Source organism: Mycobacterium sp. IDUB_24, from assembly GCF_055419385.1.
Genome location: NZ_JBVAXO010000003.1, coordinates 381,357 through 395,625, shown reverse-complemented (window position 1 = coordinate 395,625; position 14,269 = coordinate 381,357). Strand labels below are relative to the sequence as shown.

Genomic DNA, 14,269 nt, shown 5'->3' with positions numbered 1-14,269 from the left:
ATTCACTATGTAGTCTAGCTGCTCGTCGTGCTGTCGCTCACACAACGGGCAGCCGACGCCGACGATCGCGGCTGGCAGAATCGAACGATGACCGCGATACCCCCGGCGACGACGCCTCGGCGCGGCCTCACCCCAGGCGAGCTTGCACAGGCCGCGGTGATGGCTGCGCTGTGTGCGGCCACCGCGATCATCGCGGTGGTGGTGCCGTTCGCAGGCGGGCTCTCGGTGCTGGGAACGGTGCCGATGGGCCTGCTTGCCTACCGCTACCGGCTGAGGGTGCTGCTTGCGGCCACCGTCGCTGCCGGCACCATCGCTTTCCTGATCGCCGGCATGGGCGGACTGATGACGGTCGTCGACTGCGCCTACATCGGCGGACTGACCGGTGTGGTCAAGCGTCGCGGTCGAGGCACCGCGACGGCATTCGGCGCGGCGATCGTGGCCGGCGCGCTGTTCGGGTCGGCGATCGTGGTGGCGCTGACCGTGCTGACCCGACTGCGCAGCCTCATCTTCGACTCACTGAGCGCGGGCATCGAAGGGATGGCCAAAGTACTCGAGCGCATCCCGGTGCTCGACGTGGCCGCCGAACCGCTGCGGACCATCTTCGCCACGATGCTGGACTACTGGCCGCTGCTGATGTTGTTCCTCGGCATCACCAGTATCACCTCGGTCAGCATGATCGGCTGGTGGGCGCTCTCGCGAATCCTGGCTCGACTACTCGGGGTCCCGGATGTGCACAAACTCGATGCCGACACCGAAAGCGACAACGTGCACGGCACCGTCGCCCCCGTTCCGGCGCGGCTCACCGACGTGCGGTTCCGGTACCCGGGCGTCGAGCGCGACGCGCTGGGCCCGGTGTCGATGGAATTCCAGCCCGGCGAGCATGTCGCGGTGACCGGACCGAACGGCTCGGGCAAGACCACGCTCATGCTGATGCTGGCCGGGCGCCGACCCACTTCGGGCAGCATCGAGCGGGCCGGCGCCGTGGGACTGGGGCGCATCGGCGGCACCGCAGTGGTGATGCAGCACCCGGAAAGCCAGGTGTTGGGCACGCGGGTGGCCGACGACGTGGTGTGGGGACTGCCCGCCGGCGCGACCGCCGACGTTGAGCGTCTCCTGGCCGAAGTGGGGCTTGACGGGCTCGCCGAACGTGACACCGGGGGATTGTCCGGTGGCGAACTGCAGCGGCTGGCCGTAGCCGCGGCGCTGGCCCGCGAACCCTCGCTGCTGATCGCCGACGAGGTCACCAGCATGGTGGACCAACAGGGCCGCGACACTTTGATGAGCGTCCTGTCCGGGCTGACCGATCATCATCAGATGTCACTGGTGCATATCACGCACTACAACGACGAGGCCGATTCCGCCGACCGTACGGTGAAGCTCAGCGGCAACGGCGGCACCGCCGACAACACCGACATGGTGCAGACGTCGGCCGTCCCCCTGGAAGTGACGCGTGCCGCTCCCAGTGCTGCGCCGGTGCTGGAGTTGACCGGCGTCGGACACGAATACGCCAGCGGAACCCCTTGGGCGAAAACGGCTTTGCGTGACATCACCTTCACCGTCAACGAGGGTGACGGAGTGCTGGTCCACGGCCTGAACGGTTCCGGAAAATCAACCCTGGCCTGGATCATGGCCGGGCTGACCGTGCCCACCTACGGCGCATGCCTGCTCGACGGAGTACCGGTGGCACAGCAGGTGGGCTCGGTGGCGATCTCGTTCCAAGCTGCCCGCCTGCAATTGATGCGCAGCACCGTCGGGCGCGAAATCGCATCGGCCGCAGGCTTCTCGACGCGTGAGCACGACAAGATCGCGCGTGCACTGGAGATGGTCGGTCTGGATGCGGCACTGGCGGAGCGCCGCATCGACCAGCTCTCGGGCGGTCAGATGCGTCGTGTCGTGCTGGCCGGGCTGTTGGCCCGCTCGCCACGCGCGCTGATCCTCGACGAGCCCCTGGCCGGACTGGACGCCGCCAGCCAACGGGGGCTGCTGCGGTTGCTCGAGGATCTGCGGCACAACAACGGGCTCACGGTCGTCGTCATCTCGCATGACTTCACCGGCCTGGAGAGCCTCTGCCCACGCACGCTGCACCTGCGCCGCGGTGAACTCGCGCTTGCCCCGACGACCGCCAAAGGTGCCCGATGACCGCTCCGACCCGAGGACAACGCAAACCGGTCGTGCTGTTGCGTCCGGTTCCCGGCGACACAGTCATCCACCGGTTGTGGGCCGGCACCAAACTGCTTTCCGTGGCGGGTATCGGTGTGCTGCTGACCTTCTATCCCGGATGGGTGCCGATCGCCGCCGTCGCGGCGCTGGTTCTGGTGACCGCGAAGCTGGCGCACATTCCGCGTGGCGTGCTGCCGTCGATCCCGTACTTCTTGTGGATCCTGCTGGCGCTCGGCGGGGCGCTCGCCGCGCTGGCCGGCGGCTCCCCGGTAATCGACATCGGCTCGGTACAGATTGGCTTGGGCGGGCTGCTCAACTTCCTGCGGGTCACTGCACTGGCGATCGTGCTGCTCGGGCTCGGCGCGCTCGTGTCCTGGACGACGAATGTCGCCGACGTCGCCCCGGCGGTGGCCACCTTGGGCCGTCCGCTGCGGCTGCTGCGCATCCCCGTGCACGACTGGGCGGTGACGATTGCGTTGGCGCTGCGGGCTTTCCCGATGCTGATCGACGAGTTCCGTACCTTGTACGCGGCGCACCGGCTGCGCCCGGTCGAACCCGCCGAGACGTTCCGGGCGCGGCGCAGACAACGGGTGGCCAATCTGGTAGATCTGCTCGCCGCTGCCGTCACCGTGGCGTTGCGCCGCGGCGACGAGATGGGCGACGCCATCACCGCACGCGGTGGTGCGGGCCAGATCTCGGCGGTGCCGTCACGGCCCAGGGCGCGCGACTGGATCGCCTTCACCATCCTCGTTCTGGTCTGCGGCACTGCCCTGGCCCTGGAGCTCACCGTCCTGCCCACCAGCCTGCCCCGTCGCTGAAGGCTGCGCGGGGCGCGACCTGGTCAGCCGGATGACTACGTAGACGATCACGGCCGCAATGACGAAGGCCGCCAGCCACGGCAGCAGCAGGCCGAACAACATCACGAACCCGGAAGCCGCCGACACCAAGCCGTGCCAGCCGCGCTCGACCTGGCCCCAGAACCCCTGATACTGCGGGGTGGGCCCACCGATCTGCTCGGCGGTGATGTCGAGATTAACTGTGCTGTAGTCGATCTGGTCGCCGAGCTGAGTGCGCTGTGCACGCAGGCTGTCGAGATCGGCCTGGCGCTGCGACAAGGCGTCCTCGGCCTTGATCAACGCCTCGGGGTCCTTGGCGTCGCGCATGATCCCGAGCAGCCGGTCCACCGAAGTCTGCAATGCCTTGATGCGGGCATCGAGATCGACGCGCTGCGAGGTCACATCGTCAGAGCGGACCTCGACGGTCTGTACCGTGCCGAGTTTCTTGAACTCGTCGAGGGTGCCCTCAAGCTTGGCGGCCGGGACGCGTAATGCCAGTGAGATGTGTGCGCGCCCGGAGCTGGAGCCGGCGTCCTCGGAGCGGCTGTCCACCCGGCCGCCGGCGTCGGCGGCGAGCGCCACCGCCTTGTCGGCCATTGCGGCCGGGTTGCCGGTGGTGATCGTCATCGACGCGGTCTTGACGATGTCGCGCTTGACCTCAGCCGGTATCGGCGCGTTCTTCATGCCCGGGCCGCTTTCGGGTGCCGGCGCCGCCGGGGCGAATCCGGCGTCATTAAGCGGGGCGGCCGGCGCCGAGGAATTGGGAGAGTGTCCGGCCGCGCAGGCCGGAGCGAAGGCCAGCGTGGCCGCGGCAATCAGGGCCACCGTCAAGCGGCGGTGGCGGGATGCACTGGTGTGCTGGGGCATCAGCCCAATGTAAGCGATGTACCGGATGGCAGAGGCTAATCGCTGCCCGCGGTCAGCGCGCTGCGGCGGTGTTGGCCGCCCACTGGGCGTCGGCCAGCGACTTCTCGACATCGCGGCGGCCCAGGAACATCTCGTCGAAATATGGCTTGAGGGCCTGATATCCGGCGGGGAAGCCGGCCGCGCCCGGCGCTGGGATCCGCGGCCCCCGCAGCACCCGGAAGAACGGGCTGACATCAACGCCGCGCGTCTTCCAGTAATCGTGGTAGACAGGCTGGGCTGCCAGCACGGCCGGGATGGCGGCACCGCCCGCGCCGAGGAATTCGTTGCCGCGCTTGCTACCCATCCAGTTCAGCACCTCGCGCACCGCAGCAGGATGGTGCGTGGCCGAGTTGGCCGCTGCAGCAATGCCGTTGGTCACACTGACCCGGCCTTTGGGGCCGGCCGGCAGCATGACCACGCCCCACCGGAACCGGGCCTGATTCGCAATGGCGGCCAAGTTGTAGGTGCCGGACTGGAACAGCGCCATGCGGCCCTGCAGAAAGGTGTTGCGGGAGAAGTCCCCGTTGTTGTTGGTGGCCGACGCCGGTGGGGCGACGTGATCGTCGTTGATCATCCGGACCAGATACGTGAAGGCCTCGACGGCTTGCGGGTTGTCGAAGGCGAAACGGTCTCCGATGTTGAAGATGCCACCCGCCGAGCCGATGTAGTTGAGGTAGATGCCCTGCAGATCATTGGCGGCGTTGTAGCCCCACTGCCGGATCCGGCCTGCGTCGAAACCCTCGGTGCCGGCCGTGCGGCCCTGTTCATCGACCGTCAGCCTGGCCGCCAGCGACCGCAGGGTGTCATCGGGCCCGTTCGACCACCGCAGCGTGGTCAGGTCGGCGAGGTCCACCCCGGCGGTGTCGATCAGGTCGGCGTTGAAGTAGACCGCGATACCGGCATCGGTCAGCTGCGGAACGGCCCACAGGGCGTCGTTGCGGGTGAACTGGTCGACCACCGAAGGCTCCCAGGCCAGGGCGGCGTCGGTGCCCAAGGTCTGCCCGATGTCCAGCAACCGGTCGTTGTCGGCATATCCGGCCAGGTAGGCGTTGGAGAGCCAGAAGATGTCCTCGGCACTGCCGCCGGCCACATCGGTGCGCAGGCTGTCGAAGTAGGACGAGTAGGCGACGGTGTTGACCCGCACCTCGATATCGGGATGCTCCTTGCTGAACTCGGCAAAAGACTCCCGGTAGGCCGCCGCGACCTGTGAGTCCCACAGGCGCACGGTCACCACGGTGCGGCCCTCGGGTTCGGTGGTGCGGCCGAGCAGCACGGCGGCGACCAGCAAGACGGCCATGGTGAGTGCCAGGCCGGCGGCCAGCAGACTGGAGCGCCTCATGGTCGCCACCCGCGAGATCGACGTGAGGGTCGTTGCGGAGGCGGTTTCACAGCCCTGGTGTAGATCTCGGCGATCATTTGATGCCCGTCACCACGATCGAGCGGACGATGTTGCGCGAGAATGCGACGAACAACACGATCAGCGGGACGATCGCCACCGTGGTGGCGGCCATGACCAGCGTCCACTGCGCGTTGTACTGCGTCTGCAGACCGGCCGTCGCGACCGTCAGTACCTGCCACTTGCTGCCGCTGGTGATCACCAACGGCCACAGGAAGTTGTTCCACTGGCTCACCACGGTGATCAACGCCAGGGTGACCAGGATCGGGCGACTGGCCGGCACCACCACGTGGGCGATCACGTCGAGGGTGTGGGCACCGTCGAGGCGGGCTGCGTTGATCAGATCTCCGGGAATCGAGCGAAAGTACTCGCGCAGCAGGAAGATCGCGTAGGGCGAGCCGAACATGAACGGCAGCACCAGCGCCCAGAAGGTATTGCGCAATCCCGCCTCGGCCATCATCAGATACAAAGGCACCACGGTCACTGTCGCGGGCACCATCAGCGTCGCGATGTAGATCCAGAACAGTGCGTCGCGTCCGGGAAACCGCAGCCGGGCAAAGGCATAGGCGGCGAGCACCGAGAACACCAGTTGGCCCAGCAGGATAGTCGAGGTCACCACTGCAGTTACTACAAAAGCGCGACCGAACCCGGCGTCGGACAGCCCAACATAGTTCTCCAGCGTCGGGGGCGTGGGCAGCGACAACGGGGGATCGGTGGCGAACTGCTCAGCCGAGGTGAACGAGGTGAGCAAGCCGAGCCCGAACGGCAGCAGCGTGATCACCGCGCCGAGCAGAAGGCCCACGTAGATCAGTGCGTTACGTGAGGTCATAGCTGATCCTGCGACGGAAGTAGACGTGCTGGAGCAGCGTGATGCCGACGAGGATGACGAACAGCACGATGGCCATCACCGAGGCCCGGCCCACCGCGGCCGCACCGAACGCCTCGGCATAGATGCGGTGGGCCACCAGGTCCGTGCGACCTTGCGGTCCGCCTGCCGTCAGCGCGTACACGGTGTCGAATACCTGTGCGGCGCTCACGATTCCGGTGACCAGCACGAAGAACATCGTCGGGCGCAGCATCGGCAGGGTGATGTGACGGAACCGCTGCCAGTCGGTGGCGCCGTCGGTGCGGGCGGCGTTGTGCACATCAGCGGGGATGTTGAGGATGCCGGCCAGGAAGAACAGGGTCACGTAGCCGACATTGGTCCACACCACCACCGCGGACACGACCGGCAGGGCGAGTCCCGGGTCGGTGAGCCACTCGACGGGCCGGCCCAGCACGGTGCTCAGCGCCCCGTCGGTGGGGGCCAGGATCCATTTCCACAACACCGCGATGGCCAGTGGTGCGCAGATCCACGGGAGCACGTACACGGTGCGGAAGAACCCGGTGCCCGGCAGTCCCCGGGCGAGCAGCGACGCCGCGATCAGCCCCAGCACGGTCTGCGTCGGCACCACCAGCAGCACGAACAGCAGTGTCACCCCCAGCGAGGTGGCGAACGACGAATCGGTGAGCACCGACGTCCAATTGTCCAGCCCCACATACTTGATCGGGCCCAGCAGATCCCACTGCTGCAGGCTCAGCCAGAGCACTACCAGCATGGGCAGCAACAGGAAGGTGACGACGCCGAACAGGCTGGGGGCGACAAGCGCATATCCCAGTGCAGTCGTGCGGACACGCGAGGTGGCCATCGAGTCATTAAAGCGGTTCGTGAGCCACAGGGGCCACGGTGGGCACCTTCAACGTCCAAATGCCTCGGCGTCATCCCGGACGGTGCAATTTGCGCAGATGACGTACATCACTTGACCGCTGCGGAATCGAAGTCCCGGCTTTGCGCTTGTAGCTGGTAACAGCAACAGAATGACCGGGGGTTATCTCATGAGCACAGCGCAACCAGCCCGAAAGGGCAGCGTGATCTCCACGGTGGCACAGTCCGCGATCTTTACTGCACTCGCTCTGGTCGCGATCGTGTTCGGTTCGCTGGCCGGCCCGATCGCCTCGGCCAACGCTGCCGACGGATGCTCCGACGTCGAGGTCGTGTTCGCCCGCGGCACCAACGAGGCGCCCGGTGTGGGCGCGACCGGACAGGCATTCGTCGACGCGCTCACCGCCGACCTGCCCGGGAAGACCGTTGACGTGTACGGGGTGAACTACCCGGCATCGCTGAACTTCGGCCAGGCGGCCGACGGCATCGCCGACGCGAGCAACCGGATCCAGTCGATCGCCGCGACGTGCCCGGCGACCAAGATCGTGCTGGGCGGTTACTCGCAGGGCGCCGCGGTGGCGGGGTACACCACCGCCAGTAACGTTCCCGCCGGATATGTCCTGCCCGCGAGCATCAGCGGACCGATGCCGGCATCGGTCACCTCACACATCGCGGCCGTGGCGCTGTTCGGAACCCCCGACGAGTGGGTTCTGGGCCTGGCCGACCGCAGCGCACCACCCATCGTCATCGGTGCGCCGTACGTGGCCAAGACGATCCAGCTGTGCGCCCCCGGTGACCCGATCTGCTTTCCCGGCGGACTGAATCGTGCCGCCCACAGCTCCTACAAGGACAACGGAATGGCAGTCCAGGCAGCCGATTTCGCGGCCCGCCAATTGGGTGGCGGCGCTCCGGCGGCGACGGTGGTGCAGACCGCCGGCGAGGCCGGCACCAACTGACGCCAACTGAACAAGTCAGACGGCCGGAAGCGGGCACACCGCTTCCGGCCGTCAGCGCTCGAGGCCTCGGAACCCGGCGACGGTGTCAGCCAAGGTGATTCGCGGATCACGGTAGGTGATGCCCAAATCGCGTTTGCTCGGTGAGTCGTCGGAAGCCGGCATCTGCGTGTAGTACTGCATCCCGGCTTCGGTGAACGGTGTCTGGAACGGCAGAAACGGCCCCATCCGGTCGAGCACCTGTCCGGCGACGCGCAGCACGGTGTCGGGAACCGGGACGGCGAACATGGTCTTGTCGCCCACCTCGGTGAGCAGCTTGGCCAGTTGGTCCACCGGAATGCGATGGCCTCCGGCCATGTAGCGGCGGGGTCCGCGCCCGGGTTCCAGCAGCGCGACATGCAGGGCGGCCAGGTCACGACCGTCGACGATGGTCCAGGCGGCGCTGCGACCGGGAATCGCTCCGAGTTGCAGTGCGGCGGCAACCCCCTCGCCGGCCTCGCCGAACTGATTGCCGACCGGCGGGCCCATGACCATGCCGGGATAGGTGATGTTCACCGGCGCGCCGGCGTCCTGCATTCCGCGGGCATAGATCTCGACCTGTGCCTTGGACCGCCCGTACCCGTCGGTCCCGCCGAACACCGGCAGGTCCGCTTCCAGAGTGTCAACATCGGGGTTGAACAGCGCGGTGATGCTCGAGACGTGGATGATCGGATCGAGGCCGAGTTCCGCGGCGCCGCCCAACACATTCCGCGCACCGTCCATGTTGGTGCTCATCATCTGCGCGGTCTGGCTCGGATCGGTGGCCACCAACGCCGCGCTGTGCAGCACAGCGTCGCAGCCCTCCAGTGCGCGCATGACCGAATCGCGGTCGGTGATGTCGCCGACGACATGGTCGGAGACGTCGACCCCGAGCTTGGCGACGCTGGTCTGCAGCCGGTCCGGATTGCGCACCAGAAAGCGAACGGAATGACCGGCGTCGGCAATCGCTTTCGCGCTCCAACCGCCCACAAATCCGGTCCCGCCGGTGACCAACACTCGCATGACGCCAAGCTAGTCCGTCTAGCGCGGCAGGGAAGCCGTTTGGTCGGCTCAGCCTCCGTGCCGTTTGGTCGGCTCAGCCTCCGTGCCGTTTGGTCGGCTCAGCCTCCGCGCAAAGTGGCGAGCTCCTTCATATTCGCCAACCCCTGCTCCTGCGCCTCATCGAGGAACCCCGGCAGCGGGGCCCGCAATTCGGGCGATACCTCGTGGTCGAGCAAAGCCTGCAGGTCGGCCTGCTTGGCGCTCCGGCCGGCCTGGTTGTCGAGCTCTTGAATACCGGAATCGGTTGTGTAGTCGTACAACTCGTGATGGATGGGCCGGGAGGCGTCGATGTCCATACTGCCGGGCTTCCAGTACGTGTACATGCCGAGCTTGGCCTGCGGCGTACGTACGGCGACGATGTGGCTGGGCGCCGAGGTCGGAATCTCGGTGGGTGGGCCGGAAGCGCCGAAGAACTTCTTCGCCAGTGGCGATTTCATCAAGGCGGCCATCTCCTCCACTGACATGTCGTCGGTGGCATGCGCGATCCACGGTCGGCCCGAAGCCGCTGCGTCGGAGGCGATCCCGGCGATGTCGGCGCGGCTCGCCAGGTAGGAGTAGCGGGAGTCCGACCGCCAGCTCGCACCCCCGTGGGCGATGGTCATCAAAAGCGGCGCCAGGTCGGCGCTGGAAGTCAGCTGGGTGCGGGTGTCGCCGGGCCCCGGTGTCAGGCGACCCGACGGATCGCGGATGTAGAGCGGTACCCGGATGCTCTCCTCGTAGACGGCGGCCCCCTTGCCGCGCAGGCCGTGCGACCCGGCGTACTCGCCGTGGTCGGACGTGAACACGACGATGGTGTTCTCGTCGATGTCCGGCCGGGTCGCCAGCGTGTCGAGCACCCGGCCGATCTGGGTGTCCACCTGCTGATGCAGCCACAGGTACATGTCCAGGCACCGTGCCCACTGCGCGGCTGACTCTGGCCCGGTGTAGTCCATCGCACCGGTCATCAGGGGCGACATGAAGTTCATGTAGTCGATCTGCAATTGGGGCTTGCCACGACGACGCAGATCGTCGGCGGTCTCGAAATTTACCGGCTTCGCACTGAACCGGCGCGGAACATCTTCCGGCAGAGGGTTTTTCGGCCACCAGCAGATGTCATGCGGGTTGACCAGCGACACTGTGGTGCACCAGGGGCCCTCGTTCGCGTGGGCGTCGAACCACCCGGCGAACTGATCGACGATCGACGGGTCCTGCTGCAGGCCCTGGTTCGGCGCGCCGTTGGGGGATGGGTACGTGCCGCCGGAGAAGCCGTGGACGTCCAGGCCGTCGGGTGTGTTGTCGGCCGCGCTGCCCAGGTGCCACTTGCCCCACCACCAGGTGCGGTAGCCGGCGTCGCGCAGCATCGTCCCCCACGTGGGGAACCGGGCCGCCAGCGTCGACTCCGTCGGACCTTCGCCGGTGTACAGGCACCCGGTCTGGTGGGAGTACAGCCCTGTGGTCAGTACCCCGCGCGACGGTGTGCACATGTTCGACGCGCTGTAGTGCGAGCCGAACGAGGTGCTGCGCGTGCGCAGCTGGTCGAGGTTCGGCAGCAGTGCGCCGAGTTGCTGCGCATCGGGGAACCATTGCGGCGCCCGCATCTGGTCGACCATCACGACAAGGATGTTCGGCTGCGCGGCCACGCCCGGGCTGCGTCTGCCCAGCAACTCATAGCCGCCGAATCCGACCGCGGCCGCGCCGGCGGCCACTGCCGCACCACCCAGGACTGTCCTCCTGCTGAGCTCTGCCATCCAGCCAGGTTAGGCCTCGCTACGATCGGTGTGGTGTTGACGGCTCAAGATTCGGTGACCTGGGAGCCGCGACGCATCGCCGTCGCCGGGACGACAGGGTCGGGCAAGACGACGCTTGCGACGCGACTGTCGCGCCAGTTCGACCTTCCGTACGTCGAGATCGACAGTCTGTATCACGGACCGGGCTGGGAACCCCGGCCCACGTTCATCAGCGACGTTGAACAGTTCATCGCGGGAGATTCCTGGGTGATCGAGTGGCAGTACCGCGCCGTGCGAGGTCAGATCCTGGCGCGAGCGGACACGCTGCTGTGGCTCGACCTGCCGACCCCGGTGGCCATGCGTCAGTTGACGCGTCGCACCGTTCGAAGACGAGTCCGCCGCGTCGAGTTGTGGAATGGCAACACCGAACCGCCTCTGCGCACGATCTTCACTGACTCGGACCACATCCTGCGCTGGGGTTTCCGCACTCGAAACAAGCTCCGCGACAGTATCCCTGTGCTGGGACCGCAGTTGCCCCACCTGCACATCGTCCGATTCACGCGCCACCGTGATGTCGAGGCCTGGTTGAGCCGCGTTGCTCCTACCTGAACCAAGCCGGCCCGCGGCGCCGCTACCGTGGGGGCGTGACAGCTCAACGACGCGTGGACGCCGACTTCCTGGAGCTGCCCCGGTTCGAGTTGGCTGACGCGGCACTTGCCGCGGCCGCCGCCGCGGGCGCCAGCTATGCCGATCTGCGGGTTCACCGCATCACCACCGAGATCATCCAGCTACGCGACGGCGAGTTGGAGATGTCGGTGGTCAACCGTGAAGTGGGGTTGGCGGTGCGGGTGATCGTCGACGGCGCGTGGGGATTCGCCTCTCATGCCGAACTGGCACCGGCAGTGGCGGCCGATACGGCCCGCCGCGCCGTGCAGGTGGCCAGGACGCTCGCGCCGCTGAATGCCGAGCGCATCGAGTTGGCCGTCGAACCGGTCTACTCCGATCTGACCTGGGTGTCCGATTACGGCGTCGACCCGTTCGTGGTCCCCGCTTCCGACAAGATCGCGTTGCTCGGCGAATATTCGAGCCGGCTGCTGGCGTCCGACGGGGTGGACCACGTGTCGGCCGGGGTGAATGCCGTCAAGGAACAGACCTTCTACGCCGACACCTTCGGATCGTCTGTCACCCAGCAGCGGGTACGGGTGATGCCGACGATGGAGGCGGTGGCCGTCGACCCCGCTGCCGGGTCGTTCGAGACGATGCGCACCCTGGCGCCGCCGACCGCTCGGGGCTGGGAAGCACTCGCCGGCGATGAGGTGTGGGACTGGACCTCTGAGCTGGCGGAGCTGCCAACGCTGCTGGCCGAGAAGACCAAAGCGCCGTCGGTCATTGCCGGCCCCACCGACCTGGTGATCGACCCGTCCAACCTGTGGCTGACAATTCACGAATCCATCGGGCACGCCACTGAATACGACCGGGCCATCGGCTATGAGGCGGCCTACGCCGGGACGTCGTTCGCCACCCCGGACAAACTCGGCGCCATGCGCTACGGCTCGCCGGTGATGAATGTGACGGCAGACCGCACCGTGGAATTCGGCTTGGCCACCGTCGGTTTCGACGACGAAGGGGTGCGGGCCCAGAGTTGGGACCTGGTGCGCGACGGCGTGTTTGTCGGGTACCAACTGGACCGAGTGTTCGCGCCTCGTCTTGGTCAGTCTCGCTCCAACGGCTGCTCGTATGCCGATTCGCCACACCACGTTCCGATCCAGCGGATGGCCAATGTCTCCCTGCAGCCCGGTCCGGAGGATCTGAGCACTGACGACCTGATCTCGCGGGTGTCCGACGGCATCTACGTCGTCGGCGACAAATCCTGGTCAATCGACATGCAGCGGTACAACTTCCAGTTCACCGGCCAGCGGTTCTACCGGATCCGGGACGGCCGGCTCGACGGGCAATTGCGCGATGTGGCGTACCAGGCCACCACCACCGATTTCTGGGGTGCGATGGAAGCTGTCGGAGGCCCGTCCACCTGGCGGCTCGGCGGGGCATTCAATTGCGGTAAGGCCCAGCCCGGGCAGGTGGCGCCGGTCAGCCATGGTTGCCCGAGCGCGCTGTTCCGCGGCATCAACGTACTGAACACCCGGACGGAGGGCGGCCGATGATCGGCGCACAGCAGGTCGTCGACATCGCTTTGGCCGCTGCCGATCAGCGGGACGGAGCCCGCGAAACCGTAGTGTTGGTCACCGACCGCACCGATGCGTCGCTGAGGTGGGCCGGGAACTCGATGACCACCAACGGTGAGACGGTCAGCCGCACCATCACGGTGATCTCGATCATGCGCCGCGGGGACAAGGCACATGTCGGGTCGGTGCGCTCCACCGAGGTGGATCCGGCGGTGATCCCGGAACTGGTGGCGGCCGCTCAGCGTGCGGCGGTGGCCTCGCCTGAGGCGCGTGACGCCGCACCGCCACTGCCGGGCGCGGGGATACCGGCCGATTGGGATGCGCCGGTGGCGGGCACCGGTACGCAGGTGTTCGCCGGCATCGCCGGCGATCTGGCCAAGGGATTCGCCGGTTCCGACCAGCTTTACGGGTATGCCCGCCACGTCATGGAGACGACGTTCGTGGCCACCTCGACCGGCCTGCGGCGTCGCTACACCCAGCCGACGGGGTCAGTGGAGATCAACGCCAAGCGTGCTGGGGCCAGCGCCTGGTCCGGGGTGAGTACCGCGGATTTCGCTGATGTGCAGGTGGATTCGTTGCTCGACGAATTGTCGCTCAAGTTGGGCTGGGCCGAGCGGACCGTCGAACTTCCGGCCGGCCGATACGAAACACTGATGCCGCCCTCGACGGTGGCCGACATGATGATCTACCTGACCTGGGCCATGGACGGCCGCGGAGCGCAAGAAGGGCGGACGGCCCTGTCGGCTCCTGGCGGGACGCGAGTGGGGGAGAAGCTCACCGATCTGGGGCTGACGTTGTACTCCGACCCGCTCGCCGAAGCGCTTGCCTGCCAACCGTTCGTCGCGACACCGACCTCTTCGGAGCGAGTGTCGATCTTCGACAACGGCATGGACATCGGCCGGGTCGACTGGATCCGCGACGGTGTGGTCAACGCGTTGGCCTACCCGCGGGCGGTAGCTGCCGAATACGGCACACCCGTCGCGGTGCCGGCAGACAACCTGCTGATGACCGGTGGCACAACCGAACTGGCCGACATGATCGCCGGTACCGAACGCGGACTCCTGCTGACCACGCTGTGGTACATCCGCGAGGTCGACCCGACGGTGCTGCTGCTGACCGGGCTCACGCGGGACGGCGTCTACCTCATCGAGGACGGCGAGGTGACTGCTGCGGTGAACAACTTCCGGTTCAACGAGAGCCCGCTGGATCTTTTGCGGCGCGCCACCGAGGCCGGCCTCAGCGAGGTCACCCTGCCGCGCGAATGGGGTGATTGGGCCACCCGGGCATCCATGCCAACACTACGGATCCCGGATTTCCACATGTCCTCGGTGAGTCAGGCGCAATGAG

General features: G+C 67.1%; 12 protein-coding genes. 6 read left to right on the top strand and 6 right to left on the bottom strand.

Going from position 1 to position 14,269, the window contains the following annotated elements; translation table 11 throughout:
- Positions 1-87: 87 nt before the first annotated feature.
- Positions 88-2,139, top strand: a complete 2,052-nt coding sequence (locus ACZYZF_RS14390; RefSeq protein ID WP_463836055.1) for an ABC transporter ATP-binding protein — start codon at positions 88-90, stop codon at positions 2,137-2,139.
- Positions 2,136-2,978, top strand: coding sequence for an energy-coupling factor transporter transmembrane component T family protein (locus tag ACZYZF_RS14385; RefSeq protein WP_463836054.1), 843 nt, complete (start codon positions 2,136-2,138; stop codon positions 2,976-2,978). Before ACZYZF_RS14390 ends, ACZYZF_RS14385 begins: the two co-directional genes overlap by 4 nt.
- On the opposite strand, the gene ACZYZF_RS14380 is transcribed toward ACZYZF_RS14385, so the two are convergent.
- The 4 genes from ACZYZF_RS14380 to ACZYZF_RS14365 form a co-directional block, all read right to left on the bottom strand.
- A complete protein-coding gene (locus tag ACZYZF_RS14380) occupies positions 2,868-3,863 on the bottom strand; it encodes a DUF4349 domain-containing protein (RefSeq protein WP_463836052.1) in 996 nt (331 codons plus the stop codon). The two genes, ACZYZF_RS14385 and ACZYZF_RS14380, sit on opposite strands and share 111 nt — an antisense overlap.
- A 52-nt stretch (positions 3,864-3,915) precedes the next feature.
- A complete protein-coding gene (locus ACZYZF_RS14375) occupies positions 3,916-5,241 on the bottom strand; it encodes an ABC transporter substrate-binding protein (protein WP_463836050.1) in 1,326 nt (441 codons plus the stop codon).
- Between the two features lie 73 nt (positions 5,242-5,314).
- Positions 5,315-6,127 (bottom strand): carbohydrate ABC transporter permease, encoded by an 813-nt coding sequence (locus ACZYZF_RS14370; protein WP_463747686.1) that lies wholly within the window; start codon positions 6,125-6,127, stop codon positions 5,315-5,317.
- Entirely contained in the window at positions 6,114-6,986 is an 873-nt protein-coding gene (locus ACZYZF_RS14365) for a carbohydrate ABC transporter permease (RefSeq protein ID WP_463747687.1), read from the bottom strand. The genes ACZYZF_RS14370 and ACZYZF_RS14365 overlap by 14 nt, the downstream gene beginning before the upstream one ends.
- 187 nt (positions 6,987-7,173) lie before the next feature.
- Between ACZYZF_RS14365 and ACZYZF_RS14360 the strand changes: the two genes are divergently transcribed.
- The gene (locus tag ACZYZF_RS14360) at positions 7,174-7,956 is read left to right on the top strand and encodes a cutinase family protein (RefSeq protein ID WP_463747688.1); all 783 of its coding nucleotides are present in this window, start codon (positions 7,174-7,176) and stop codon (positions 7,954-7,956) included.
- Between the two features lie 51 nt (positions 7,957-8,007).
- Here ACZYZF_RS14360 and ACZYZF_RS14355 read toward each other — a convergent pair whose 3' ends face one another.
- Both ACZYZF_RS14355 and ACZYZF_RS14350 read right to left on the bottom strand, forming a co-directional pair.
- Positions 8,008-8,994, bottom strand: a complete 987-nt coding sequence (locus ACZYZF_RS14355) for an NAD-dependent epimerase/dehydratase family protein (RefSeq protein WP_463747689.1) — start codon at positions 8,992-8,994, stop codon at positions 8,008-8,010.
- Positions 8,995-9,092: 98 nt separating this feature from the next.
- Positions 9,093-10,760 (bottom strand): sulfatase-like hydrolase/transferase, encoded by a 1,668-nt coding sequence (locus ACZYZF_RS14350; RefSeq protein ID WP_463747690.1) that lies wholly within the window; start codon positions 10,758-10,760, stop codon positions 9,093-9,095.
- 33 nt (positions 10,761-10,793) lie between these two features.
- On the opposite strand from ACZYZF_RS14350, the gene ACZYZF_RS14345 reads away from it, so the two are divergent.
- From ACZYZF_RS14345 to ACZYZF_RS14335, 3 genes are read left to right on the top strand one after another with little or no spacing between them, the layout of a single operon-like run.
- Positions 10,794-11,348 (top strand): P-loop NTPase family protein, encoded by a 555-nt coding sequence (locus ACZYZF_RS14345; RefSeq protein ID WP_463747691.1) that lies wholly within the window; start codon positions 10,794-10,796, stop codon positions 11,346-11,348.
- Positions 11,349-11,383: 35 nt separating this feature from the next.
- Positions 11,384-12,901, top strand: coding sequence for a TldD/PmbA family protein (locus ACZYZF_RS14340; RefSeq protein WP_463747692.1), 1,518 nt, complete (start codon positions 11,384-11,386; stop codon positions 12,899-12,901).
- Entirely contained in the window at positions 12,898-14,268 is a 1,371-nt protein-coding gene (locus tag ACZYZF_RS14335; RefSeq protein ID WP_463836049.1) for a metallopeptidase TldD-related protein, read from the top strand. Before ACZYZF_RS14340 ends, ACZYZF_RS14335 begins: the two co-directional genes overlap by 4 nt.
- Position 14,269: the final 1 nt, after the last annotated feature.

Bases quoted from the DNA above. Each gene is read 5' to 3' on its own strand.
- ACZYZF_RS14390 (WP_463836055.1), top strand. From the start codon at position 88: ATGACCGCGATACCCCCGGCGACGACGCCTCGGCGCGGCCTCACCCCA.
- ACZYZF_RS14385 (WP_463836054.1), top strand. From the start codon at position 2,136: ATGACCGCTCCGACCCGAGGACAACGCAAACCGGTCGTGCTGTTGCGT.
- ACZYZF_RS14380 (WP_463836052.1), bottom strand. From the start codon at position 3,863: ATGCCCCAGCACACCAGTGCATCCCGCCACCGCCGCTTGACGGTGGCC.
- ACZYZF_RS14375 (WP_463836050.1), bottom strand. From the start codon at position 5,241: ATGAGGCGCTCCAGTCTGCTGGCCGCCGGCCTGGCACTCACCATGGCC.
- ACZYZF_RS14370 (WP_463747686.1), bottom strand. From the start codon at position 6,127: ATGACCTCACGTAACGCACTGATCTACGTGGGCCTTCTGCTCGGCGCG.
- ACZYZF_RS14365 (WP_463747687.1), bottom strand. From the start codon at position 6,986: ATGGCCACCTCGCGTGTCCGCACGACTGCACTGGGATATGCGCTTGTC.
- ACZYZF_RS14360 (WP_463747688.1), top strand. From the start codon at position 7,174: ATGAGCACAGCGCAACCAGCCCGAAAGGGCAGCGTGATCTCCACGGTG.
- ACZYZF_RS14355 (WP_463747689.1), bottom strand. From the start codon at position 8,994: ATGCGAGTGTTGGTCACCGGCGGGACCGGATTTGTGGGCGGTTGGAGC.
- ACZYZF_RS14350 (WP_463747690.1), bottom strand. From the start codon at position 10,760: ATGGCAGAGCTCAGCAGGAGGACAGTCCTGGGTGGTGCGGCAGTGGCC.
- ACZYZF_RS14335 (WP_463836049.1), top strand. From the start codon at position 12,898: ATGATCGGCGCACAGCAGGTCGTCGACATCGCTTTGGCCGCTGCCGAT.